This is a genomic window from Mycetocola miduiensis, assembly GCF_900115155.1.
Classification (GTDB): Bacteria; Actinomycetota; Actinomycetes; order Actinomycetales; family Microbacteriaceae; genus Mycetocola_A; species Mycetocola_A miduiensis.
On the sequence record NZ_FOVM01000001.1, the window covers coordinates 702,392 to 726,219 of the forward strand.

The 23,828-nt window shown below is 65.8% G+C and carries 24 protein-coding genes; 8 read left to right on the forward strand and 16 right to left on the reverse strand.

Features of this window, described 5'->3' with window-relative positions; translation table 11 throughout:
- Window positions 1-329: 329 nt before the first annotated feature.
- On the reverse strand, window positions 330-1,694 hold the full coding sequence (locus BM197_RS03470; RefSeq protein ID WP_090708789.1) for an ABC transporter substrate-binding protein: 1,365 nt from the start codon (window positions 1,692-1,694) through the stop codon (window positions 330-332).
- A gap of 306 nt (window positions 1,695-2,000) precedes the next feature.
- On the opposite strand from BM197_RS03470, the gene BM197_RS03475 reads away from it, so the two are divergent.
- Window positions 2,001-2,342 carry a hypothetical protein gene (locus tag BM197_RS03475; RefSeq protein ID WP_143094972.1) on the forward strand — a complete coding sequence of 114 codons (342 nt, stop codon included), beginning with the start codon at window positions 2,001-2,003 and terminating at the stop codon, window positions 2,340-2,342.
- A 10-nt stretch (window positions 2,343-2,352) separates the two neighbouring features.
- Here the strand turns inward: BM197_RS03475 and BM197_RS03480 are convergent, their stop codons facing one another.
- The 5 genes from BM197_RS03480 to BM197_RS03500 all read right to left on the reverse strand — a co-directional run bounded on the left by BM197_RS03480 (window position 2,353) and on the right by BM197_RS03500 (window position 7,480).
- A complete protein-coding gene (locus BM197_RS03480) occupies window positions 2,353-3,048 on the reverse strand; it encodes an aspartate/glutamate racemase family protein (RefSeq protein ID WP_090708793.1) in 696 nt (231 codons plus the stop codon).
- On the reverse strand, window positions 3,045-3,929 hold the full coding sequence (locus tag BM197_RS03485; protein WP_090708795.1) for a hypothetical protein: 885 nt from the start codon (window positions 3,927-3,929) through the stop codon (window positions 3,045-3,047). Before BM197_RS03485 ends, BM197_RS03480 begins: the two co-directional genes overlap by 4 nt.
- Window positions 3,910-5,427 carry an FGGY-family carbohydrate kinase gene (locus tag BM197_RS03490; protein WP_090708797.1) on the reverse strand — a complete coding sequence of 506 codons (1,518 nt, stop codon included), beginning with the start codon at window positions 5,425-5,427 and terminating at the stop codon, window positions 3,910-3,912. Before BM197_RS03490 ends, BM197_RS03485 begins: the two co-directional genes overlap by 20 nt.
- 141 nt (window positions 5,428-5,568) lie before the next feature.
- Entirely contained in the window at window positions 5,569-6,012 is a 444-nt protein-coding gene (locus BM197_RS03495) for an SRPBCC family protein (protein ID WP_090708799.1), read from the reverse strand.
- A 7-nt stretch (window positions 6,013-6,019) separates the two neighbouring features.
- Entirely contained in the window at window positions 6,020-7,480 is a 1,461-nt protein-coding gene (locus BM197_RS03500; RefSeq protein WP_090708801.1) for a phytoene desaturase family protein, read from the reverse strand.
- Between the two features lie 196 nt (window positions 7,481-7,676).
- Between BM197_RS03500 and BM197_RS03505 the strand changes: the two genes are divergently transcribed.
- Entirely contained in the window at window positions 7,677-8,636 is a 960-nt protein-coding gene (locus tag BM197_RS03505) for a phosphodiesterase (RefSeq protein ID WP_090708803.1), read from the forward strand.
- A 115-nt stretch (window positions 8,637-8,751) separates the two neighbouring features.
- Here the strand turns inward: BM197_RS03505 and BM197_RS03510 are convergent, their stop codons facing one another.
- Entirely contained in the window at window positions 8,752-10,470 is a 1,719-nt protein-coding gene (locus BM197_RS03510; protein WP_177216699.1) for a stealth family protein, read from the reverse strand.
- A 212-nt stretch (window positions 10,471-10,682) separates the two neighbouring features.
- Window positions 10,683-11,300: an NADPH-dependent F420 reductase gene (locus tag BM197_RS03515; RefSeq protein WP_090708804.1), complete on the reverse strand. Its 618-nt coding sequence runs from the start codon at window positions 11,298-11,300 to the stop codon at window positions 10,683-10,685.
- A gap of 103 nt (window positions 11,301-11,403) precedes the next feature.
- On the opposite strand from BM197_RS03515, the gene BM197_RS03520 reads away from it, so the two are divergent.
- Window positions 11,404-11,907 (forward strand): MarR family winged helix-turn-helix transcriptional regulator, encoded by a 504-nt coding sequence (locus BM197_RS03520; protein WP_090708806.1) that lies wholly within the window; start codon window positions 11,404-11,406, stop codon window positions 11,905-11,907.
- Between the two features lie 224 nt (window positions 11,908-12,131).
- Window positions 12,132-12,686 (forward strand): type 1 glutamine amidotransferase domain-containing protein, encoded by a 555-nt coding sequence (locus BM197_RS03525; RefSeq protein ID WP_425435673.1) that lies wholly within the window; start codon window positions 12,132-12,134, stop codon window positions 12,684-12,686.
- 106 nt (window positions 12,687-12,792) lie between these two features.
- On the opposite strand, the gene BM197_RS03530 is transcribed toward BM197_RS03525, so the two are convergent.
- A complete protein-coding gene (locus BM197_RS03530) occupies window positions 12,793-13,185 on the reverse strand; it encodes a PPOX class F420-dependent oxidoreductase (RefSeq protein ID WP_090708809.1) in 393 nt (130 codons plus the stop codon).
- Between the two features lie 96 nt (window positions 13,186-13,281).
- Between BM197_RS03530 and BM197_RS03535 the strand changes: the two genes are divergently transcribed.
- Window positions 13,282-13,707, forward strand: coding sequence for a hypothetical protein (locus BM197_RS03535; protein ID WP_143094973.1), 426 nt, complete (start codon window positions 13,282-13,284; stop codon window positions 13,705-13,707).
- A gap of 14 nt (window positions 13,708-13,721) precedes the next feature.
- Here the strand turns inward: BM197_RS03535 and BM197_RS03540 are convergent, their stop codons facing one another.
- Window positions 13,722-14,270 (reverse strand): pyridoxamine 5'-phosphate oxidase family protein, encoded by a 549-nt coding sequence (locus BM197_RS03540; RefSeq protein ID WP_090708811.1) that lies wholly within the window; start codon window positions 14,268-14,270, stop codon window positions 13,722-13,724.
- 121 nt (window positions 14,271-14,391) lie between these two features.
- Window positions 14,392-15,120 (reverse strand): hypothetical protein, encoded by a 729-nt coding sequence (locus BM197_RS03545; RefSeq protein ID WP_090708812.1) that lies wholly within the window; start codon window positions 15,118-15,120, stop codon window positions 14,392-14,394.
- Between the two features lie 201 nt (window positions 15,121-15,321).
- Between BM197_RS03545 and BM197_RS03550 the strand changes: the two genes are divergently transcribed.
- Window positions 15,322-16,749, forward strand: coding sequence for a lipase maturation factor family protein (locus BM197_RS03550; RefSeq protein ID WP_090708814.1), 1,428 nt, complete (start codon window positions 15,322-15,324; stop codon window positions 16,747-16,749).
- 84 nt (window positions 16,750-16,833) lie between these two features.
- Here BM197_RS03550 and BM197_RS03555 read toward each other — a convergent pair whose 3' ends face one another.
- Entirely contained in the window at window positions 16,834-17,028 is a 195-nt protein-coding gene (locus tag BM197_RS03555) for a hypothetical protein (RefSeq protein ID WP_090708816.1), read from the reverse strand.
- A 196-nt stretch (window positions 17,029-17,224) separates the two neighbouring features.
- Between BM197_RS03555 and BM197_RS03560 the strand changes: the two genes are divergently transcribed.
- Both BM197_RS03560 and nhaA read left to right on the forward strand, forming a co-directional pair.
- Window positions 17,225-18,781, forward strand: a complete 1,557-nt coding sequence (locus tag BM197_RS03560) for a CYTH and CHAD domain-containing protein (protein WP_090708818.1) — start codon at window positions 17,225-17,227, stop codon at window positions 18,779-18,781.
- 92 nt (window positions 18,782-18,873) lie between these two features.
- Window positions 18,874-20,202, forward strand: coding sequence for a Na+/H+ antiporter NhaA (gene nhaA, locus BM197_RS03565; RefSeq protein WP_090708819.1), 1,329 nt, complete (start codon window positions 18,874-18,876; stop codon window positions 20,200-20,202).
- Between the two features lie 4 nt (window positions 20,203-20,206).
- On the opposite strand, the gene BM197_RS03570 is transcribed toward nhaA, so the two are convergent.
- The 4 genes from BM197_RS03570 to BM197_RS03585 all read right to left on the reverse strand — a co-directional run bounded on the left by BM197_RS03570 (window position 20,207) and on the right by BM197_RS03585 (window position 23,650).
- A complete protein-coding gene (locus BM197_RS03570; protein WP_245762353.1) occupies window positions 20,207-20,506 on the reverse strand; it encodes a hypothetical protein in 300 nt (99 codons plus the stop codon).
- A 214-nt stretch (window positions 20,507-20,720) separates the two neighbouring features.
- On the reverse strand, window positions 20,721-21,284 hold the full coding sequence (locus BM197_RS03575; RefSeq protein ID WP_090708821.1) for a PepSY domain-containing protein: 564 nt from the start codon (window positions 21,282-21,284) through the stop codon (window positions 20,721-20,723).
- Between the two features lie 76 nt (window positions 21,285-21,360).
- Window positions 21,361-22,980, reverse strand: a complete 1,620-nt coding sequence (locus tag BM197_RS03580) for a sensor histidine kinase (RefSeq protein ID WP_177216700.1) — start codon at window positions 22,978-22,980, stop codon at window positions 21,361-21,363.
- Window positions 22,973-23,650, reverse strand: coding sequence for a response regulator transcription factor (locus tag BM197_RS03585; protein WP_090708984.1), 678 nt, complete (start codon window positions 23,648-23,650; stop codon window positions 22,973-22,975). The genes BM197_RS03580 and BM197_RS03585 overlap by 8 nt, the downstream gene beginning before the upstream one ends.
- Between the last annotated feature and the right edge of the window lie 178 nt (window positions 23,651-23,828).

Genomic DNA, 23,828 nt, shown 5'->3' on the forward strand with positions numbered 1-23,828 from the left:
TGCATGCGCGGATGCAACGTGCCGCGTTTTCACCCGGTTCGACCGTATTCATTCGGTGCGCCGCGTGTTCTGGTCCGGAGTGTGTGAGTTGGCGGTTGTGCCCCGGCGCGGATTGGCTCCGAGTGCGGCGGGCGCAATGGGCGTCGGTGCGACGCGCGAACGCTGGGGGCGTAGCGCGAGGTGACGGCGTTTTCACCGGGTTCGGACGTGATCATCCCGTGTGCCGGGTGTTTTGGTCCGGCGTGAGTGAATCGGTCGCTATGCACCGGCCGCGACGCTCAAGACCGGGCGGCCCCGCAAGGGACCGCCCGGTCTCTGCTGACGTGCGTTTACTTCGGCACTGCCTTGTCGTAGGCCCGCATCGCCGCTTCCTGAGCGTCGCCGAGCGCTTCCGCGGCCGACTTGTCACCGAGGAGCGTGGATGTAACCGCATTCTTCAGCTCGTCCTGGATTACCTGACCAGCCGGGGAGGCGCCGAATGAAGCACCTTCGCCAACGATTTCGTAATAGGTAGCGATGGTTTGATCGAAGCCCGCGTTACCGCTCTCCTCGACGTACTCGTCACGGATGGCCTCGTCGACAGCGGGTGATCCGGTGAAAAGGCCGGTGTTAATGGCGCCCGGCGTTTTCGAAACAGTCTCGGCTCGCGCAGCGCCCGCGGCCATCCAGGCGTCCTGCGATGTGAGCTCGATTGCCCACGCGCACGCCGCATCCGCATTCTTAGCTCCAGCAGGGATGACGAAGGACGTCCCGCTCGCGACCGTGAAAGGCTCACCGTCCATGTTTTTGAACGGCACCGCCTCGATGTCGACAGTGTCGGCGAACTCAGCAAGAACGTTCACGTACCACTGCTGGTTGATCTCCGCGCCGACCTGGTCGGCTACGTACTGGTTATTTTCGCCGAAGAAGTCGAAGGAGTCGGTGAAGCTCTTGTATTTCGAGTAGCCACCCTGCGCGTCGAACAACAGCTTGAGGTACTCGATGGCCTCGACATTCGTCGGGTCATCGAGCGTGGGGCTGCCATCGTCATCCATCAGTGACCCGCCGTGCCCAAGCAACCACAACCCGGCCTGGTTCACGCCCTGCGAATCGAAACCGATAACGCTCGGGTTTCCGCCGCTCTCCTCATACATTTTGCTGACCGCTGCGAGGAGCACTTCGGGTTGGGATGTGTCGATCTGGTCAGCGGTGACACCGGCCGCGTCCATAACCCGCTTGTTGAGAATGATTGCCGGCGGCTGGTAGAACTGCGGCACGGCCCAAACCTTGTCGTCCCAGGTGACGTCCTCGAGTACAGCGTCGTAGTACTGCTCGGCCGGGTCGACGCCGTGCGTAGCGAAGCATTCATCGAGGGGAATGATGAGGTCTTGGGCCGCGTAGGTGGCGACATACTGGCGGTCCATCTGCACCACGTCGGGTACGTTGCCGCTGGCCGTCCGAGCGGAAAACTTCTGCGCGTCGAATCCGGTAACGTCCAGGGTGACGTCGACGTCAGGCAACTCCTTTTCGACGTATTCGAGCCGAGAAAGTCCGACCTCATCGGCGTTGTCGAAACCCCAGGAGGCGAGGGCACCGGTAGGACTGTCACTGAACGATGTGTCCTCGGTGGTTGCAGCGCCGCCACCGCAAGCGGTGAGCGCGAGGAGGGAGGCCGTCGCTGTGAAGGCAAGGAGCACGTTCTGCCTCGTTTTCATGTACTTTCCCTTCGATCAGAGATCAAGTTCGGCGTCGTCGCCGGTCTGTGAACGAGATGTCCCGAAGAAGCTGGAATCCTTTCCACACGCTGCAAGGTAGTGCAGCCCCTTCCCTCAAACAAGGGGTTGTCATGACATCAGGGCCGGGCCGCGGCAAAACCGGTATGGGACCGGTGTGGGCATCGAAATCGACCGCGACGACTGCTCTGGGTCGTTACCATGTCAACCCCTGTTCTCGAGATGGGAAGCGACTTAGCGTGCATCGTGAAGTCGTGGGAGTGCTGCGGTGCCGAGAGGGGTGATCCTATGAAGAACCGCAGAGCGTCCAGACCAATGCCGGGCCGTGGCATCCAGGGTTCACGCGCGCAGGTCGTGGTCGGTTGGATTCTCGCCGGAGCATCCGTGGTGTCGTCGACCGCAGCACTCGCGATGTCTGCCGCAACCCTCCGACGCGTCGTTCGCTCCGGCCCGGAATCGACGGTATTCGCGACCGAGGCTGCCGAATACAACCCGGTCCGCATCTCCGCGGTCGGCGACGGACCGCGGGTTCCCCGTGTGCCACCGCTTCACGCGGTAGCGCCCGTGGCACCGGAGGATCCGGACGCTCCGCCCACTCCTCCGCTCGGCAATCCGGTCGTCGGACGCTGAGCTGGGCGCGTCAGTTCGGTGCATCCTCAACAGGATGCCCGCCGCCGCTGACAGCGGCTACGAGCGACCGCACGCCGCCCTCTGGCGAGGAGAGCACGGGCACCGGGACCTTCGTGTCGCCGAGCGCCGCCGCCATGGAGGCCTGGGCGAGAACGATCACGTCTGCGCGCCCGGCGAATTCAAGGATCGCGTCGGTCACGAGCCGGTCGTGCTCGGCCTGGTCGCCTCGCGCTCGTGCGTCCGCCGCTCCGTCGATCACTGTCACATCGACCTCAACGTCCGCGCCGGTTGCGGCGCTTTCGAGGAGTCGTCCGGTCGGACCGATTGTCGCCTCGAGAGTGGCGAGGACCTCGATCCGGCCGGTGCGCGCTTCCTCCCGGGCCACTCGTCGCGCGATCCTGACGGCCTCCTCGGCCATCGGGGTATCCACTCTCAGCACGGGCACCGGGACGGATGCCGTCTCAGCCGCCTCGGCAATCGAGCTGCAGGTGACGAGGATGGCGTCGACGTCCAGCGCGGCCAGTTCCTGAATGCGGGCGACGACCGCCGCCGTCAGCTCGGGGGTCACGCCGTCCCGAACCGCCGTCGAGAGCAGCGTGGGGTCGATGATGTCGACCACGTCGATGCCGGGGGATGCCTCGGCCAGGGCGGCCGAGAAGGTGTCGGCGAGGGCGGGGACGGTGTGCAGTAGTCCGACACGGGTCATGATTCACTCCAGGGGTGTGCGTAACGGTCGACGGTGGCGATGAGGCGTTCGAGGCGGGGAAGGGACTTTTCGCGGAGCGCTGTCGCCACGTTTCGGGCGCCAACGACATCGCTCCACAGTGCGCGTCCGGCGAGGAACCCGCTCGCTCCGCCGTGGCAGGCGGCTTCGACGGCGGGCCGAAAGTTCCGCTGCTCGACACCCTGCGACAGCACCACCCATGGCCCGGTGATGGAGCGGCCGAGGCGGATGCTCGCGTCCCGCTGTTCGGCAGGAGTGCCGAACCCTGCGAGGGGCACCTGGACTTCATACAGCGACTGTCCGACGGCCGAGAGTTCTTCAGCACATTCGAGAATCGCCTCCTCACGGTCCCAGGTGCCGGCATCCGCTTCATCCCTGGTGGCGCGGACGACGGGTTCGAGTACCGACAGCAGCCCCCGCTCGGCGGACGCGACGACGAAGTCACGCGCGAGTTGAACGCGTTCCTCGCGCCGGACGTCGCGGCGCCAGATGATCAGCAGTTTCAGGGCGACCACCCCGTGCAGGTCGAAGTCGGGCTCGAGCACCACCGGGTCGAGCCCGGTTTCCTCGACCGGTGACCCGTGGTCCTGGGTGAGGGCGTCCGCGGCGAGGATGAGCCCGGCGGTCGGCCCGAGCCGATCTCGGATGTCGTCGAAACCGTATTCGCGGTCGAGGAGAAAGCCGGACGCCAGCGGCCCGAGAACATCCGCGACGTTTCGTTTGAAGTCAATGAGAACGCGGTCCGGCGGCCGGCCGGCGCCTGCAGCGTCGAACATCGTGCGCAGGCTCTCGCGCTGGTCCATCGCGACCATCGCCAGGGCGCCGGACGGCCGGGCGATGCTGTCAAGTGTGGGCGGCGTCATGATTGGCGGGTGTCGATGGGGGAACGGCGGACGTTGCTGCCTCGACGAAGGCGCGGAAGAGATCATTCGCCCGCGGGTGGGGGCGTGAGGGAATCGGAAGAGATGGAAGGGCGGCGTCGGGCGGTACGGCGCCGAGGCGGACGGCGGCGAGGAGGGCAGCACCGGAAGCGACCGGTTCGTGGGATTCCACAACGGTGAGCGGGCGTGTCAGCAGTTGCGACTTCAGCCGGTTCCAGGCAGCGTTGCGGGCCCAGGCGCCACCGACGATTCCCAGTCCGGTCGGCGCGGAACCGATAATCCGGGATTGGCTCTCGTCCATCCAGCGCAGGTGGAGGCTCAGGCCGACGAGAACAGCGCGAAGAGAGTCGAGCGTCGTCTCGGTCGGGCCGACGACGAAATCACGGGCGGCCGGGTCGGGCCGTGGAGTCTGGCGCCCGCGCGGATAAGGCAGCAGGAAGGCGTTGCCTGGCCCTTCGAGCTCGAGGGCACGGAACAGCACGTCGGCATCCTTCTCGGGATGCGAGGCGATCCAACGCGCGATGACCGCCCCACCGCTTGCCCCGGCGAGGAGGCACTCATGATCGCCGGTCACCGTGCGGGTGACGCTCATCCCGTCGGCCAGTGCGGCAGCGCGATCGATGGGATCCCCGGCCACACGCAGAAGCGCCTCGGTGGTGCCGATCGAATCGGCCGCCTCTCCGTCCTTCCGTACGCCCGCCGCCCATGCGGCGACCGCGTGGTCATGACCGGCGAGATAGACGGGTGTTTTCGGCGCGAGACCGGCGGCCTCAGCGGCGCCGGGCACGAGCATCCCCACCGGTTCACCCGGACGCAGGATTCGAGGCATCTGTTCGGCGGACATCCCCGCGAGAGCGAGCAGGTCGTCGTCGAACGTCGGCTCCAACGGACTGCCGGCCGGAGGGAGCCGGTACCCCATGGTCCGGCCCGCGAGCGTGTGGTCGGTGGCGAGTTCGCGGGTGAGCATCACGCCGATGAAGTCCGCCATGCCCGCCCACCGGAAGAGTTTGTCCCAACGGTTGGGTTCCTGGAACCGCAGTCGGTACAACGCCGCGAGTGGAGCCTTGGGCGTGGCCGGGACGCCCGTGGCAAGCGAGAGTTTCTCTCGTTCGGCCGGGCCGAGGTCGTCGAACAGTGCAGCGGACGTACCCGCCGACGTCCAGCGCACGATCGACCCGACGGGGCGGCCAGCTTTGTCGAGGACGACACCGCTCTCGGGCATCGACGCAATGCCGACGGCCACGGGGTGCCGGAACTGCGATGATGCCAGGCCGCGGATGGCGGAGAGCACAGCGCCACCGAGTTCGCCCGGCCGGTCCGGGGTGCGAAAGGAGCGGATGCCCAGTTCCCGGGCGACACCGGAACGATCCGCAAACTCCAGGAGCACGACCTTCGTGTTCGTGCTTCCGATGTCGACACCGACGGAGGTGACCGGGTCACCGTCCCGGCCGCCCATGGCCGGAGGAGCCGCGGTGCTCATGCGTCAATTCTGTTCGTTGCTGAACATACCGGTCAAGATCACCGGCGCACGCTCGACAGGAGGGCATGCCGGAACACCGCCGTTTGCTCCTGTTGGGTGTGGGTGCAGCCCGATTCATCCTGTTGAGCGTCGACCGTCCGTTCAGCCCTCGGCTGCGCCGCCTTCGGCCAGGAAGGCGAGCCGCTGAAGCGTCTCGGTGTTGCGGGCGTGAAGCATGGGCTGGCGAAGCGGTGCGGGGATGTAGCGGCCTGGGCCGCGCACGGCGTCCTCACCGATGCGGACGACGCATCCGTCACGGCGGGGTTTCACATCGAGGGTGACGTGAGCTTCGCCGATCGGCCAGCCGCGGGCTCTGATCTTCATGTGGCGCGGAGGATCCCACTCAAGCACCGAGGTCGAGTCATTGATCAGGAACGGCCAGACCCCGAAGGAGTGAAAGATGCGCGCGCCCTCGGCTGGCCACGCGTCGTCGACGTCTCGCATGCGGGATGCGCCGACCACCCAGCTCGGGTAGAGCCATCCGTTCGCCAGCACCGCGAACACCTCATCGGGTGTTGCCTCGATAAAGCGGTAGTTGACGGACATGGCTCTCCTAGAGGTTGGGAACGGGCGCGAGCGAGGGCGGTGTGGTCATGCCGAAAACGTCGTGCAGGGCAAGGAGCGCGGCGTTCCAGCCGGGTAGGCCGTGCACCCCGGGACCCGGCGGGGTTGACGAGGAGCAGAGGTAAACGCCGGCGAGCGGGGTCCGCCATGGCTGCAGAGACGCCACCGGGCGGGCGAGAAGCTGCAGGAGGTCCACATCGCCGGCGGAGATGTCGCCTCCGACATAGTTCGGGTTGTACGCCGCGTAATCGACGGCGGTTTTCGATGCCGAGGCGAGGATGAGGTCGCGGAATCCTGGCGCGAAGCGCTCGATCTGCCGAGTGATCGCGTCGGTGCGGTCGACGTCGGATCCGGCTGGGACGTGCGTGTACGCCCAAAGCGTGTGTTTGCCCTCCGGCGCCCGGGTCGGATCGAAACTGCTCGGTTGCGAGACGAGGACGTACGGATTCTCCGGATGCCTGCCGCGCGCGACGTCACGCTCCGCACGTGCGATGTCAGCACGGGTTCCGCCGAGGTGCAGGGTGCCGGTCTGCGCAAGTTCTGGATTCGTCCATGGCACCGGCCCTGACAGGGCGAAGTCCACCTTAGCGACGGCATTGCCGTAGGCGAACCGTGACAGCTTGCGACGGTAGCCGGCGGGGAGCCGGTTGCCCGCAATCCGGTCCAGCCCGCGCGCACTCGTGTCGAACAGCACCGCCCGGCTCGGCGGCAGCTCGCGGAGGCTTGTGACGTTGTGGTCGGTGACGATTTCACCGCCGTGCGCGACGACATCCGCTGCCATCACGTCGACGATTCCCTGGCTTCCGCCAACTGGGATGGGCCAGCCATAGGCATGTGCATAGCTGGCGAGCACGAGTCCGGCAGCGGTCGGCGCGAGGCCGGGAAGCGGCCGGATCGCATGAGCGAGCACGCCGGTGAGCAGGGCGGGCGCCGTGTCGCTACGCCACCGCACGTTCCACAATGGGCTGCCCTGCTCCAGGGCGCGCAACCCGAAGCGGGAGAGCGTGAGCGGATGCTTCGGCACGCGAAACAAGGACGTGGAGGTGAACTGGCCGATGGCATCCGCATGCTCGGCCAGCGGGCCGAACAAGTGTTGCCAGGCGAGCCCGTCGACGCCGAGGCCGTCGGCGGTACGCTCGAGCGAGCGCCAGGCAAGGCCCGCCCGACCACCATCGAGGGGGTGGCCGTAGGCGAGTTCGGGGGTGACGAAGTCGAGGCGGTCGGCGAGCCCGAACCGTTGGAAGAAACCGGATGCGTAGGCCATCGGGTGGACGGCGGAGCAGATGTCGTGGCGGAAGCCCGGAAGTGTCACTTCCGCCGTCCGCGAGCCTCCCCCGATCGTGTTCTCTCGCTCGTAGACGCGGACTGAAACTCCGGCGCGAGCGAGCGTGACGGCTGCGGCGAGGCCGTTCGGTCCCGACCCGATCACGATTGCGTCTGGCGAAGTCATTGGTCGCCAGTATGTCACCGGCGCTGTTTGTCGAGCGACCCCCTTGACGGCGTTCCGACGCCCCGAAATGGGGCGTCGGTAACCAAGGCGACGCGTGCCGTTCAGAGACCGTTCGGAATTCTCTGGTCAAATTGGGCGTTAACGGAAATAAGGTGTTACAGAAAGCGCACCACCGCCAAACCCGATTGGACGGATTGTGACCACGCGAACGGCTGAGTACCCCAGGCCGGATCACTTCATACTTCACATCAGCGATACACACCTCCTGGCAGGAGGCAACAGGCTTTACGGCCAGGTAGACAGTGAGACACACCTCAGGCAGGTTTTCACCGAGCTAGAGGCCTCCGGTGGCCACCCCGAAGCCATCGTTTTCACCGGGGACCTCGCCGATCGCGGCGAACCCGAGGCGTACGAACGCCTTCGCCGCATCGTCGACCCAGCGGCCAGCCGACTCGGCGCCCGAGTCATCTGGGTGATGGGTAACCACGACGACCGTGAGGCGTTCCGGGCCGGACTCTTCAACGAAGTGCCCACCCAGCGCCCCGTCGACCGGGTGTACGACCTCAACGGGCTGCGGATCATCACCCTCGACACCACCGTTCCCGGCCATCACTACGGTGAGGTCACGGGCGACCAGCTCGACTGGCTCGCCGAGGAACTCTCTGTTCCCGCTCCGGACGGCACCATCCTCGCCATGCACCACCCGCCGGTCCCGAGCGTGCTCGACCTGGCCGCGAGCGTGGAACTGCGTGACCAGAAAGACCTCGCCGAAGTACTTGAAGGCACGGATGTGCGCAGCATCCTCGCCGGTCACTTGCACTATTCGTCGACGGCGACGTTCGCGAACATCCCGGTGTCCGTGGCATCCGCCACCTGTTACACGCAGGACCTGACCGTTCCGGTGGGCGGCACGCGCGGCCGCGATGGCGCCAGGGCGTTCAACCTCGTGCATGTCTACCCGAACACGGTGCTGCACTCGGTCGTGCCGCTCGGCAGCTTCCCCACGCTCGACTACATCGACGCCGACGAGAGCGCCCGACGGCTGAGCGCCCTCGGCGTACGTTTTGTCGAGTCCAGTGGTTTCATGCAGCTCGACATCGACCCGCTGGTTGCGTCGCAATCACCGCCGACGGAGTCGATCCCGGTCCTCACCTGATTGATCGAGTAGCCCGCTTGCGGCCGTTCGAGATCCGGATCACTCACTCCGGACAGATGCACGCGGTGCACCGCATGCATCCGTCCAATGTGCGTGAAAACGCCGGGGGTTCGCGCTAGCCGACATCCGTTGCTGAGGCAGCCTCGGTCGAGTGCACCGCGACCTCGGTCTCCCAGGGGGCCGGGAACGGGAAGTAATGCTCGAGGAACCTCGTCACTGCAGCGGTGCGCTCGTCGACCGAGATCTCGGGCTTCGAGCCGTCGTTGAGGCAGAACATGTCCTGGTCACGGCGTTTCAGCAACCGTTCCATCGACTTCAGCGCCGACTTCAGCGTCGTCTCGATGTACTTCACGCGCGCGTTGGTCTGCACGACAGCACGCCCGGTCATGAGCGCGTAGTAGTGGTACAGCGAGTTGGTCACCGAAATGTCGGTGGCTGACCGGAACCGGCTGGCCGCGGTGCGCTTGAAGTCCTCGGGGAACTCACGCTCCATTTCGTGGAGCACGCTCTTGCGCATCGGCGCTGCCGAGTGCTCGAGGTGCCGTGTGGTGACCTTGCCAAAACGCTCGCGCAAAAGGCTCCGGTTCACCCGTGCGGCGTTTTCGAAGCCACTGCGGGTGGGATCGCTGTCGCCGAGCCCGATCCGGGTGGCTGCTTCGACGAACTTCGTGATGCCGCCCGGGGAGAAGAACACCTCGGGTTTGATCGGCCGCCCGATGAACATGTCGTCGTTCGAGTAGAGGAAATGCTCAGCGAGCCCGTCGATGTGGTGCAACTGCGCTTCGACCGCGTGTGAGTTGTGGATCGGCAGCACGCTGAGGTCGGCGAAGTGGTCTTCGCTGCGGACGAGGGTGACCGACGGATGCTCGGCGAGCCACTCGGGCCTGGGCGAGTCGGTCACGATGAAGATCCGGCGCACCCATGGCGCGAACATGTAGACGCTGCGCAGGGCGTACTTGAGCTCGTTGATCTGGCGGAACCGGGCCTCGGAATCGTCGCCGTCACCGACGACGTAACTCTGCATGCGCTTCGCACGGGCACGCTGGAACTCGGCGCTCGAACCGTCGACCCAGGAGAACACCATGTCGATGTCGAAGCTCACGTCGCTCGCCAGTTCGGCGAACATGTTCTGCAGCGTCGGCCAGGTCACGCCGAACATCTCGACCGTGTCTTCGAGGGCCTCGGAGCGCGGCAGGTTCCGGCGCATCAGGGCGTTCTCGACCGGCGTGACGATCTCATCTTCATCGAACCGCCACAGTTCGAGCTGCACGGCGGTCTCTGGGCCGTACCGCAGGCGGCCGATCGGCTCGATCCGCGGGCGGTAGAGGCGGAAGACGGACGCCTTCCGGAAGCTCGTCAGCGCACCGTCCGCGAGCAGCGCCGATGGGGCATCCGTTTTCTTGGAGCGACGCCCGTTGCGGATCTCAGCGGGGTCGAGCCGCTTGGCGTAGAACGGTTCGTTGGCGTACGCGTCGGCGAACGCGGCGCTCAGTTGCTTGCGGCACTTGCGGTCAACGGCGAGGACGAGGTTGTCCCCGCTCCCGCGCACGAGAAGGTAGGGGATCTCATTCCGTTCGAGGACACCGCGAAGAGAGAGCAGGTCCGTGATCATCGACTCACGCGGGGTGAGGTGGCCGTTGATCAGTGTGTACTCACCTTTGCGAAGCACGACGTCGTCGCGTGAAAAGCGATTCGCGCGGATGCCGCTCGAGAGAAGGACGAGTTCTGGAGCCTCGCTGATGATTGGCATCGATGCAGTGATCGGGTCGTCGCGGCGGAATGCGTCTGCTGACGCTTCGATTTTCGTTGCGTGATGCTTGTTAACTGGGGTCATATCGCCACCCTTCCCGAATGGTCGCCATGAGGGCGAAGAATGCGCTGCCAGGGAGCGCTTGCGGCACGACGGAGAACACCGCTGCATACCCATTCTACGGGCGACGGCTTAGAGGAGGGGTGGGTTGCGTTTTCTGTGAGTGGCCAAGCGAAAACTGAAACGGCCCCGGCCCGCCGAAGCGGACCGAGGCCATCGATTGGCCGCTCTACTGCTTACTTGACGAGCGCGAAGCCGGCGGTCCAGGAGATCTTCTCTCCGGCGGCGAGGGTCAGCTGCAGGAAACCGAGGGATTCGAGCTCGCGGGCACGCTTGAGCGAACCGGCGTCGACGGCGTTCAGTCCGCCGCCTTCGATGATCGAAGCGAACGTGGCCTTGGCGTCGGCGTCGTCACCGGCGACGAGCACGGTGGTCTTGGCGTCGTTCCCGACCGATCCGGTCGCCAGGGTTGCGGCGAAGTTGGTGTTGAGAGCCTTGAGAACCTTGGCGCCGGGAACCTTGGCGGCGAACTGTGCGGCAGCGGAGCTGTCGGCCGGAACGACGAGGTCGTCGAAGGTCGAGAAATCGAGCGGGTTGGTGAGGTCGACGAGCACCTTGCCGTCGAGCTGTCCTGCGTAGGTGTCGAGAACTTCGGCAACGGCCGGGTAAGGGAGGGCGAGGATGACGACGTCACCCGTGATCGGGTCGCCGACGACACCGGCGTTGACCTGCGCGTTGACCTCTGCTTTTTCGGCCGCGCGGGCAAGGACCTGCACACTGTTGCCGCCGGCCAGGGCGATCCCTGCGATAGCCGAGCCCATGTTGCCTGCTCCGACGATGGTGACGTTCGTCATGGTGATCTCCTCAGTTCTCCGGGCGCCCGCCCGATTGGTTGTCGATACAAGCAACGCTAGCAATCCTTGGTTGTAGCGTCAAGTATTTGGTAGAGTATTTCTCATGAACGATGTGCGCTGGCTCAATTCGGACGAACTTCAGGCCTGGAAGAAGTTCGTCGCCGTGGTCGAACTGCTGCCCGGGGTGCTGGATTCGCAGCTTCAGCGCGACGCCGAGCTCAGCCACTTCGAATACTTCGTGCTTGCAATGCTCTCCGAGGCACCCGACCGGACCCTCCGGATGACGGGGCTCGCGTCGGCGACAAACGCCACGCTTCCTCGTCTCTCCCATGTTGTCGCGCGGTTGGAGAAGCGCGGTTTCATCGAGCGGACCCCGTGCCTCGAGGATCGCCGCGCGACGAACGCGCGGCTGACGGATGTCGGCTTCGAGAAAGTCGTCGACACGGCACCTGGCCACGTCACCACGGTGCGTGAGAACGTGGTCGATCCGCTCACTGCAGCGGACGTCGACGACCTCGATCGGATCATGACCCGCATCCTCTCCACCATCGACCCCGAGCACCGGTTCAACCCGGGTGCGCTCGGCGAGACCCAGCCGACCGACTGACGCGCGCTCCATCAGGTACGCAGCCGAGGGCATCCGCTCTGCCCGCCGACCGGCGCGCATAACTCAGCCAGAACCAGACCGTAAACCGCGATCCGGCACCGCCGGGCCCGGTTTTCGGTAGGACCGGCGGAGCTATGCGCACCGGTTAGCCGTTCGGCCCCCGATGCGTCAAGGCCATGCCGCTCCCCAACCGCCGCGCGTAAAGTGGCGGGCTGGAAAGGAGCATCATGACAGACACACTTTCAGGCAAGAAGGTCGCCTTCCTCCTCACGGACGGTTTTGAAGACTCGGAGTTGACGAGCCCGTGGCAGGCGGTGACGGATGCCGGCGCCAGCGCCGTTCTCGTGGCCCCGGAGTTGGGAACACTCACCGGTGAGAACGGTCACACGCAGGACGCGGACGTTCGGGCCGCCGACGCAGCGTCAAGCCAGTTCGATGCCCTGGTGCTGCCAGGCGGAGTTGTGAACGCCGACCACCTGCGGATGGACGCGGACGCCGTCAACCTCGCCCGCTCGTTCTTCGAGGACCACAAACCGGTCGGCGTCATCTGCCACGGTGGGTGGCTGCTGATTGAAGCCGATGTGGTTCGTGACCGTGAGCTGACCAGTTACCCGAGTCTCAAGACAGATTTGATCAACGCCGGCGCCAACTGGGTCGACGAGGAGGTTGTCGTGGACAACGGTCTCGTCTCAAGCCGTACTCCGGAGGACCTGCCCGCGTTCAACGCGAAGCTCGTCGAGGAGATCGCCGAGGGCGAGCACGAGCGCCAGACCGCATAGCGCCCGCTCGTAACCGCGCGGATGCGTCTCGCGCGGGTCTTTCTGCGTCGCGCCGGTAGAAAAACACCAGCGCCCCGCGGTTTGGCCCGCGCGAGCGGCCTGCGCTCTACCGCCCGTGCACCTTGGTGATCGACATGACGAGGATCACCCGGTCCGCCTTGTCGGGCGGGGCCTCCTGCGTCGCGTTGCCGTACCGCTTGCCGAGCCGCACATAGAAGTCCCCGGTCGGGTCCTCCCGTACCTCTGACAGTTCGCCGCGCACCTCGATGTAGCTCAGCGGGTTCTGCGGATCGAAGACGGCAAGCGCCATCGACGGGTTCTTCTGCAGGTTCCGGAACTTCGCCCGCTTCTTCGTGTGGGTGAACAGCAGGTGCTCGCCGTCATACTCGAACCACATCGGGTTCACCTGGGCGGTGTTGTTGGGTCGGACGGTCGCAAGGCTGCCGAAGTTGGGTTCGGTGAGCAAGTGCACGAGGTGTGCCGGGATCTCTGCGGTCATTGTTCCATCTAAGCGGACTTGTCCACAGGCATCCGTTTCTCCACAGAAATGCGGATGCCGTGCCACAGGCCGGGCGGGACGGCCACGCTTGTCGGCATGATCGAAATCAGCGCCGACGCGTCGGCAAAAGTCCCGCTCGTCTCAGACGAGCTCATTGAACAACGTGTGCGGGCGCTCGTCGGGCGCGCCAGCAGCCGGCAGGTATGGATGCTGTTTCTCGACGACAGAAGCATCCAGATGCCGCTGGTCCTCCCCGTGGCTGACTATCCGGAGTCCCCGGGCGACGGTCATGCCGAGTCGTTCGCCGCGAGCGTGCGCGACATCGTCGAGGCCGTAAGCGCGGCCCAGGTGATCTTCGTCTGGGAGCGCTACGGCAGCGACAGTCTCACCAGGTCAGACTGTGCCTGGGCGGAACAATTGCACCGCGCCTGCGCCACTGAGGGTGTTGCCGTGCGGGCGCAACTGCTCAGCCACAAACGCGGGGTGCGCTGGATCGCCGCCGAGGACTACTTGGTGGCGTGACCGCGTGAAGAGACCTAGAGGTCCACCGCTTTGTTCTCGCCGACGTCCGGTTCGGTGTGAGTGACGATTGCTTTGGCGATCTTGAACGCCGTCACCACGCCCGGTTCGTTCGACGCCCAGTATTCGGCGGATTCGGCGCTCAGCTTGATAAGCGCAACCGTCGGGTCGTCCTTTCCCTCTGGGAACCACGCTTCAACGACAGGGGTCCAGAGCTCGTCGACCTTGGCCCGGTCGTGCACGATGCTCGCGGTCCCGGCGACCGACAGGTAGCCCTTGCCTGATTCGAAAGCGGCGTTCACCTGGTTGTTTGCGCGGATGTCGTCGACTTTCGAGCTGGGATCCTGGGTGAAGAACCACAGGTCCCCGTCGAACTCGACCTGCTGGGCGGCGAGCGGGCGGCTGTGCAGGTGGCCGGTTGCGGTGATGGTGGTGACCAGGGCGATTTTCGCCGACTTCACCAGAGCGGCGATGGTCTTCATGTCCTCGTCGTCGGCCGGAATGAAGGTGTCGGTCGGGACGGTTGTGTTGGCGGGGGTTGCGATCTCGTCGTCGCTGAACGTCATGGCTCTCCTTGGTTCGTGTGCGCGCGTTTTTGTTGTGGATGCGCGGTTTGTGGATGCACGGTTTGCGGTGCAGGGCGAGAACGCGAGGCGTCGAGTGCGACGCATCGACATCGTCTTCGCGTCACCGTGGGCTGAGCAGCTTTTGCAAATCCGTCTTGCTCATTCGGGAGAAGCCGGAAAGTCCCGCCGACCTGGCCTGCTGCCTGAGCTGAAGCAGCGTCGGTTCGGCTGATTTGCGCCGGCCTCTTCTTGCGGTGCCTGCCGTCGGCGCAGAAGTGGCGGCAGGCGCCGTCAGCTTCGACACAATTGCGTTTCTGGTTCCACGCGCCGGCGCCGTGGCCGTGCCTGAGGCGGTACTCGCAGCAGTGGGGCTCGCAGCGGTGGTGCTCGGGCTGCTTGCGGCTGTCGTTGCGCTCCGAGTGGGAAAAGACCGGACGACAGGCTTGTCGGATTGACCTGGCTTCGGTTTGGGGGCTTTGTCTTTGCTGATGGCCTTGCTCTTCTTGCCGCCCATGCTCGCTTTCGCGTCCTTTGCCTTCGCCGGCTTGTCGGCCTTGGAGGCCTTGATCTTCACAGCTTTCGAGGGCTTCTTGACGTCTTTTGCCTTTTTGGAAGCCGCTGCGGACTTTGCGGGCTTGGTGGGCTTCTTGATCGCGCCGGACTTCTGCGCTGTGGCGGTCCGCTTCGGCGACCCGCTGAGGCCCTTGTCAAGTTTTGCCTTCAGGCCGGCAGCGTCCTTGCGTGCACCCTTATCCGACTTCTTTGCCGCCTTCGTCGCGGCCTTGATCGCGTCGAGAGCATTCTTGAGGGCGTTCTTCGCGGCCTTGTCGTTCTTGGTCAGCTGTGCCATGACATGTCCCTTCCGGGCGGTCCGGAGCCCGTTGCCATCGATGATGGCACTGTTGAGTACTCGCGGCTACCTCTTTCCACCCGGAGGATTCTGTGAGAGGTGGCGGGTATGTCAGGAACGACTCGGGCGCTCTCGGTTGCCTCCGCAGGCCGGTGGCCACCCATTGAAGCGGACTCCGCACGGGTCTAACGTCGGCTTGTGATGGAGTGGTTCGCCGCTGAGGACTATGAGCTCGCCCGCCAAGTTCTCCAGCGCGGCATAGCGGCGCTGTACCTCATCGCGTTCATAGCGGCGGCGAACCAGTTCCCGGCGCTGCTCGGCGAGCGGGGACTCTTGCCCGCACCGTGGTTCCTGCGCCGCGTCAGCTTCAAGCAGTCGCCGAGCCTGTTCCATCGTGGCTACAGCGACGACCGTCTCCTCGCGGTCGCGGCGGTCGGCGCCGGCATCTCCGCGACACTCGTGGTCGGCCTGCCGCAGTCCGGGCCGCCATGGCTGCCGATGATCGCGTTTCTCGTCGTGTGGGCCCTGTACCTCTCGATCGTGAACATCGGCCAGACGTTCTACGGTTTCGGCTGGGAGAGCCTGCTCCTCGAGGCCGGCTTCGTCGTCGCGTTCCTCGGCTCAGACCAGGTCGCGCCGCCGCTTCTGGTTATCCTGTTCCTGCGGTGGCTGGTGTTCCGACTCGAGTTCGGCGCCGGCATGATCAAAATGCGCGGGGGTCGCGAATGGCGTGACCTGACCGCCCTCATGTACCACCACGAGACGCAACCGATGCCGAACCCGGTCAGCTGGTTCGTGCACCACCTGCCGAAATGGTTCCACCGCGGTGAAGTGATCGGCAGCCACTTCGCTCAGCTCGTGGTGCCGTTTTTTCTATTCACACCGCAGCCCGTGGCATCCGTTGCGGCGACGATCATCATCCTCACCCAGTTGTGGCTGGTGTTCACGGGCAACTTCGCGTGGCTCAACTGGATCACGATCGTGCTGGCATTCTGCGCGATCGACGATGAAACACTCAGGGCTGTGCTGTCGTTCGACGGCCTCAGCACCGAGTATCCGCCGACACCGCTCTGGTTCGACGTGGTGGTGATCGCGGTGATCGTATTCCTGCTCGTGCTCAGCTGGCAGCCCCTCGTGAACCTTTTCGCCCGGCACCAGCTGATGAACGCGAGCTTCAACCGGTATCACCTGGTCAACGCGTACGGTGCGTTCGGCACGGTGACGAAGGTGCGGATCGAGGTCATCGTCGAGGGGTGCGCCGATGAGAACCCCGGGCCGGCATCAGAGTGGATTCCATACGAGTTCAAGGGGAAACCGGGGAACGTGAGGCGCATGCCGCCTCAGGTCGCGCCGTACCACCTGCGGCTGGACTGGTTGATGTGGTTCCTCGCGCTCGGTTCGCCTGACTCCCGGTGGTTCCAGATGTTTGTCGTAAAGCTTCTCGAAGGCGACCGGCGCACGCTACGGCTGATGGACGTGAACCCGTTCCCGGATGCTCCGCCCCTCTGGATCCGCGCCCGCGCGTTCCGGTACCGCTACTCGACCTGGGCCGAACACCGGGCTACCGGCGCCTGGTGGGTACGCACCCCGGTCGGCACACTCCTGGAGCCGGTGTCGCTGCCGCGCTGAGGCATTCTTGCGCGGGTTCACGCGTTCCGGTCACGCTCACGTGGCGCACCGCGTGAGCGTGACCGGAACGAGTGATGCGGGGCGTTACTCGGCGGGGCTGTCGTCCGACGACTGGCCAGCGTTGCCGTTGCCTTCGCCCATGCCTGTGCCGTCGCCGATTCCCTCGTCGGCGCCAAAGCCGGCGTCGTCGACCGAGTCCCCCGTCTGGTCGTCGTCGAGTGGGCTGTTGTCGAAGCCGAAGTCGCCGTTGTCGTTTGATGCCATGTCGTTGGATGTCATGTGGGGAGGCTACGGGGTGGAATGTCGGTGGAGCGAGGCCTTGACGGGGCGGCCAGCGCCGTGGCATCCGGCTGGCGCGGGTGAAATGGTGGTGCGCTACTGAATTTCCTCCCGCGCGCGGCCGGAATACCCGCCCGACCGCCCGAGGCGGGCCGACCGGTGGCCAGCGGGCCACCGTGCAGTCGACAATGGGGGTATGACGAACACCGCCGAGGCCGGCCACCACTCCCAGAGCGAGATCGAGCGCAAGTATGACGTCGAGGAGGGGGCGAGCGTCCCAGACCTCAGCGCCGTCGACGGGATCGCGTCGGTCAGAACCCTGGAGCCCGTGCACCTCGAGGCCGTGTACTACGACACCGACAACCTCGATCTGGCTGTGCGACGCATTGTCGTCCGCCGTCGAACGGGCGGCGGAGACGCCGGCTGGCACATCAAGAAGCCCGCGGCCGAGGGACGCACCGAACTGCACTGGCCGCTCGGCGACGACACGGGCACCGTGCCAGACGCGATCCTCGAACAGGTGCGCGCGTGGGTGCGCAACCGCGACCTCACCCCGCTGGCTCGCATCGCAACAACACGCACCGCGATCCACCTGCAGGATGCCGACGGCAATGGCGTCGTCGAGATCGCCGACGACGAGGTCACCGCCACGGACCTCCGCAACGGCGAAGAACGGAGTTGGCGGGAGTGGGAGGTCGAACTCCTCGACGCTGCCCCAGACACAGAGGAAGGCCGCACAGCCCTCCTCGACCAGATCGCAGGCCTCATCGCCGAGGCGGGCGCTCACCCCTCATCGAGCGTCGCCAAGATCGCTCGGGCGCTCGGCGCCGATTCGCTCACCGAGGTAACTCCGAAGGATGCCACCCCGGCGGTAAACCCCTCCGCGACCGACGCTGACGGCAGCACGGCATCCGTTGTGATCGTCGGGGCGATCGGAGATCTTGTAAACGCGCTCGAACAGGCCGACCCGGCCGCCCGTGCCGACGAACCTGACGCAGTGCACCGGATGCGCACGATCGTGCGGCGCCTGCGTAGTGTGCTCGCCGCCTACCGCGCACTGTTCGACCGCGACGTGACGAACGACCTCCGGGACCGGCTGAAAACGATCGGCGACGCGCTCGGATACGCCCGCGACCTCGAAGTGCAGGCGATCCGCGCCGAGGGGCTGCTCGAGACGCTAGGCCAGCCCGAGAACGACGCCCGAACCCGCCTCGTCGACGGCACTCGCGAGCGCTACGGCAAGGCCCACCGCCATCTCAAGAGCGTGCTGTCGTCTCCCGAGTATTTTCGCCTGCTCGATGACCTCGATGCGTTCGTCGCCGATCCCCCACTGACCGATGCCGCCGCGAAGAGCGCGAAGAAAGTCGTGAAGAAGGTGCTGGCCCGTGAGATCCGGCGGGTGGAGAAGCGGTCGGATGCCGTCGCCGCGTCAGACGGTGACCTTGAGTCCCAGCTGCACGCGGTCCGCAGGGCGGGCCGTCGCCTGCGCTACGCCGCGGAAGCAGCCGAGGTTGCGGGGGTGGGGCGGTCTGCTGCCGTCGCGGCCGCGGGCGAACGGGTGCAGGACACACTCGGCGAGCACCGGGACTGCATCCTGTTCAGCGGTCACCTCTCACGCACCGCTGGCAGGGCCGAAGCAGCCGGCGAGAAAACGGCCGTCTACACGACGCTGTCGGAATTGAGCGCCCGGAGCGGGACCGCAGCGCTCGCCGAGTCCACGAGCGCCCTGGCTGAGGTGCGTAACCTCCACTGAGCCGCCGGGCGCCCGCCTGTAGAGTGGATGCCGGTGAGCCGGGAAGTCTGGTCGGCATTGTCTTCTGTCGACCCGTCCAGCAAGGAGCCCCCGTGGCGAACACCCCACCGAAACCGTCCCCCAGCCTCTTCGGCCGTGGAAGCTATTCCGAAGCCGTGCGGATCGGCGACATTCTCCGCAAGGAGACCGTCGGCGGACTGTTGCTCGTCGCCGCGGCAGCGATTGCCGTCATCTGGGCCAATTCGCCGGCATCTGATGCGTATTTCGCGATCCGCGACTTCACCATCGGCTATGAACCGTGGCACCTCGAGCTGAGTCTCGGAACGTGGGCGTCTGACGGACTTCTCGCCATCTTCTTCTTCCTCGTCGGACTGGAACTGAAACGAGAGTTCGTCGCCGGAGACCTCAGTCAGTTCAGCAAGGCCGTCATCCCCGTCGCAGCGGCGGTGGGCGGGGTCGTTGTCCCGGCCGTGATCTACGTCGCGATCAATCTCAACGACCCGGAGGGCATCCGCGGCTGGGCCATTCCGACGGCGACCGACATCGCCTTCGCCGTCGCCGTCCTCGCCATCATCGGCTCTCATCTGCCGAGCGCCCTGCGGATTTTCCTGCTCACCCTCGCGGTCGTCGACGACCTGATCGCGATCAGCATCATCGCCGTGTTCTACACGAACGAGATCTCCGTGCTCCCACTCGTGCTGTTCCTTCTTCCGGTCGCGGTGTACGCGTTCGTTGCGCACCGGTACCGCCGGTTCTTCGGGCTGCACGCGAGTGCGGCCTGGCTGATCCTCCTGCCCCTCGGGGTGATCGCGTGGGGGCTGCTCCACGCCTCCGGTGTGCACGCCACCATCGCCGGAGTGGTGCTCGGATTCGCCGTGCCCGTTCTTCGCAGCACGGCAAGCGGTGGCCCAGCAGCCGGCCCGGGTCTCGCGGAGATCTTCGAACACCGCTTCCGCCCGATCTCCGCCGGTTTCGCGGTCCCCGTGTTCGCATTCTTCGCGGCCGGTGTCGCCATCGGTGGCTGGGACGGCTTCACCTCGTCCCTCGTCGACCCGGTCACGATCGGCATCATCGTCGCGCTTGTGCTCGGCAAACCGATCGGCATCGTTGCGACCACCTGGGGAATGGCCCGGTTCACCCGAGCGCGGCTCGACGCCTCCCTCGCTTGGATCGACCTCGTCGGCATCGGGCTGCTTGCCGGCATCGGCTTCACTGTGTCGTTGCTCGTCGCCGAACTGAGCTTTGGCCTCGGCGATGTACAGAACGACCACGCCAAGGTCGGCATCCTGTTGGCGTCCGTGCTCGCCGCGGTGCTGGCATCCGCTCTGCTGATCAGCCGCAACCGCCGGTACCGCCGAATCGAACAGGAAGAACGAAGGGATGCCAACAACGACGGCATCCCGGACGTCTACCAGCGCTGACCGATCAGCTGATGCCGGCGTTGCCTTCGAGGTCGATCTCGTCCGGGTCGACCTCGATGTCGCCGACATCGTCCGGGCCGCCGGTGCCCGGCAGTAGGTTCACGTTCTCTGGGTCGATGTCCTGATCGTCAAGTGCCTGGGACTGCGGGGAGTCCTGGAGTTGTTCGGTCTCACGCCCGCTCGATGGGCTGTATGACATGTCCTTGTCGGTCTGCTCGGTGTCGTTGAGGTTGCCGCCGGTGTTTGCCTGCGTCACCGGGTCGCCGCTCGGGGCGTTGCCGGGGTTCAGTGTCTCGTCGCTCATGGGTCCGAGGCTACGGTCCCAAACTGCGGCTGAGAAACCCCTTGCATTCGGGAGGGCCGTTCGTAACTGCGGAGAAAATCGCTCGCGGTGGCTGTTTCGGCCCGAAAGCGGGGTTTCTCGGTAGAAACTCCGCAGTTGCAAACGCGGGTGTGCCCGCTCATCGTGCAAAAGGGGCCAGACGCAGTGCGTCCGGCCCCTTTCTGCTGCGCGATTACTACTTGTCGTCGTTGCCGTTGTGTCCCGAGTCGTCGTTGCCGTTGTGGCCCGAGTTGGCGTCGTCGTCGACCCGCACCACGGTGAAGGCGGCGTCGAGTTCGACCTCGACCTCGGTGCCGTCCTCGCGGGTGATCTTCACCTCGAAAGCGTGGTCGCCGTCGTCGCTTCGCTCGACCTCGGTGACCGTGCCGGGTTCGGCAGCGAGGGCGGCCGCTTCGGCGCTGGCGTGCTCATCGGCGGTCACCGCGCCGTTGTCGTCAGTGCCCTTGTCGGCGTCGGCGTCGACGCGCACAACGGTGAAGGTGTCGTCGAGCCTCACGTCGACTTCGCTGCCGTTGTCGAGGGTGACCTCGACCTCGTAGCCGCCGTGTTCGGCTTCCGCCTCGGTCACGCGGCCTTCACCGGTCTCGGCGAGTGCAGCTTTCGATGCCATGTCGAGTGTCGTGCCGGCGAGCGGGGTGTCGTCGTCGTTCGAGCTGTTGGCGGCGACGGCAGCGCCGGTTCCTCCGAGCACGAGTACAGCGGCGAGAGCAGATCCGATGATCACTGTTTTCTTCTTCACGAGAGCCTCCTTGTGGCGTTTGTTCCACAGTGCCCGGCACCCGCTGAAGCCAGCCTGAAGCCTCCTGAAGAGAGTTTCAGGAAGGCGAAACGGATGCCGCAGGCAGCCGCAGTTCGACTCGTGCACCGCCCGCTGCGCCCTCTGTGGCGACGACGGAACCGCCGTGTGCGTGAGCGATCTCGCGCACGATGGAGAGCCCGAGCCCGCTGCCGCCGGACTCGCGGGCGCGAGCCTCGTCGAGCCTCACGAATCGTTCGAAGACGCGGTCCCGGGCATCCTCGGGGATGCCGTTGCCGTCATCCGAGACGGCGAGGAGCACCTGCCCATTCGACTCGGACAGCGCGAACGACACCTGGCCCGCAGCATGCCGGGCGGCGTTGTCGGCCAAGTTCCGCAGGGCCTGCCCGAGCAGGCCGACGTCGCCGAGGACCCGGGCAGGCCCGACGGAAGCGGTGTCGATGGTGAGGGACGTTGTGTCTTTCAATCGTCGCGCTTCGGTGAGCACGAGATCGTCGAGGTCGACGGCGGTGCGGCTCACCGCCAGGGCATTCTCGTCGGCCTTGGCGAGCACGAGCATCCCCTGCACGAGCCGCTCCAACCGAGCGCCCTCGTCGAGCACGACGTCACTGAGCTCACCGACTCCGACCTGGTCGGGGTGCGCCTGGGCGACCTCGGCGTACTGCCTCATCGACGCGAGCGGTGATTTCAGCTCGTGCGAGGCATCCGAGATGAAGCGCCGCTGGGTCTTCTGCGACGCATCGAGCCGGTCGAGCATCCGGTTCATTGTTGTCGCGAGTCGTCCGATCTCGTCACGGGACCCGGGGTCGGCGATGCGTCGGTGGAGGTTCGCGGATGTCACGTCGTCGACTTCGAGGCGCATCCGATCCACAGGGCGCAGCGCCCGGCCGACGACGAACCAGGTGATCAGGGCGACGAACAACAACAGGATCGGCAGTGCGACGGTGAGCAACCGGGTCACTGTTGCGGTGGTCTCGCCGATGGAGGCGATGCTGCGACCGGTGACGATCGACAGGTCGCCGGATGTGTCGGCGACAGTGAGGAACTCGCCTGGTTCGCCGGGCAGGCGGAGTGACTGCACCTGATTCGGCGGCGGGGCGGTGATCGTTCCGATCGCGGTGGCGTTGTCGCTCGCGGCGACGACCGTGCCGGCGTCGTCGATCACCTGGAAGAACGCCTCGTCATCGTCGTAGTTGGAGAGGAACTCTTCGGTGGTCTGGGTGACCGGGTCGTCGTCGGCTCCGTCGTCATTGCCTGAGTCATCATCTCCTGAGCTATCGGAGCCCGAGTCGTCGCTGTGGCCCCGGCCGCTGTTGTCACCGTCATCACTGCCAGAGCCATCGCCGCCAGAGTCGTCGTTGCCGGAGTCGTCGCCGTCGGAGTCATCCGAGTCGTCCTCGGGTACGGCAGGCGGCACGGTTTCCTGCGAAACCGGGTCCTGCGGCACGGCGCCTTGCGAAACCGAGTCGAGTCCCGAGATCTCGACCCGGTTCACGAGGTCGTTGAGGCCCTGTTCCGCTGTTGCCTGCACTCCGTCGCGCAGTGAGTCCTGCAGCAGGACCACGAAGCCGGCGGCGCCGATCAGGAGCGCAACGGCGACGACGGCGGTCGCGGCGAGAACAATCCTGGTTCGCAACGAGACCCGGCGTCGGGTGCCTGCGATCGGTTCCTTAGCCACCGTTGGACGCCAATCGATACCCGGCGCCACGGAGCGTCTCAATCGCTTCGCGGCCGAACGGCCGGTCGAGCTTGTTGCGCAGGTGCCGCACGTAGACCTCGACGATGTTCGGGTCGCCCTCGAAGTCGAAGTCCCAGACGTTGTCGAGTACCTCCCGCTTCGACACGACGCTGCCGAGGTTCCGCATCAGGTACTCGAGTACCGCGAACTCCCGGCTGGTCAGGTCGATCGGTGTTTCACCCCGCCAGACCCTCCGGGCAGCAGGATCCACGCGGATGTCGCCGGCCTCGAGCACGACAGGACGTTCGGCGGCACCGCGACGCACGAGGGCACGCACCCGCGCCAGCAGGATCGCGAAGGAGAACGGCTTCGTCAGGTAGTCGTCGGCGCCGGTGTCGAGCGCTTCGACCTGGTCCCATTCGCCGTCCTTGGCGGTGAGCATGAGGATGGGCGTCCAGTCCTTCTCGGCGCGCAGGGTTTCGCAGACCCGGTACCCGCTGATCCCCGGCAGCATGATGTCGAGCAGGATGGCCGCGTACTGGTTCTCGCGCGCGAGCCACAACCCGTCGGTGCCGGTCGGAGCGACGTCCACGGCAAACCCTTCGGCCTCGAGTCCGCGGCGCAAACCGTCGGCGAGCCGCGTTTCGTCTTCGACCACGAGCAGCCGCATGCCGATCACCTCCCCGCTCATTCTGCCCGAGCCGCGCTGAAGCGGGGCTGAAGAGGCTGGCACAGCCCTTCCCGGTCGGTCCACCTCGCGCCGGACAGTTCTCGTGCGCCACAATCGGCGCATATCGCCCCGGGTGTTCGGGACGTGCTGTCTCCAACTTCGGAGATTCTCGCTGAAT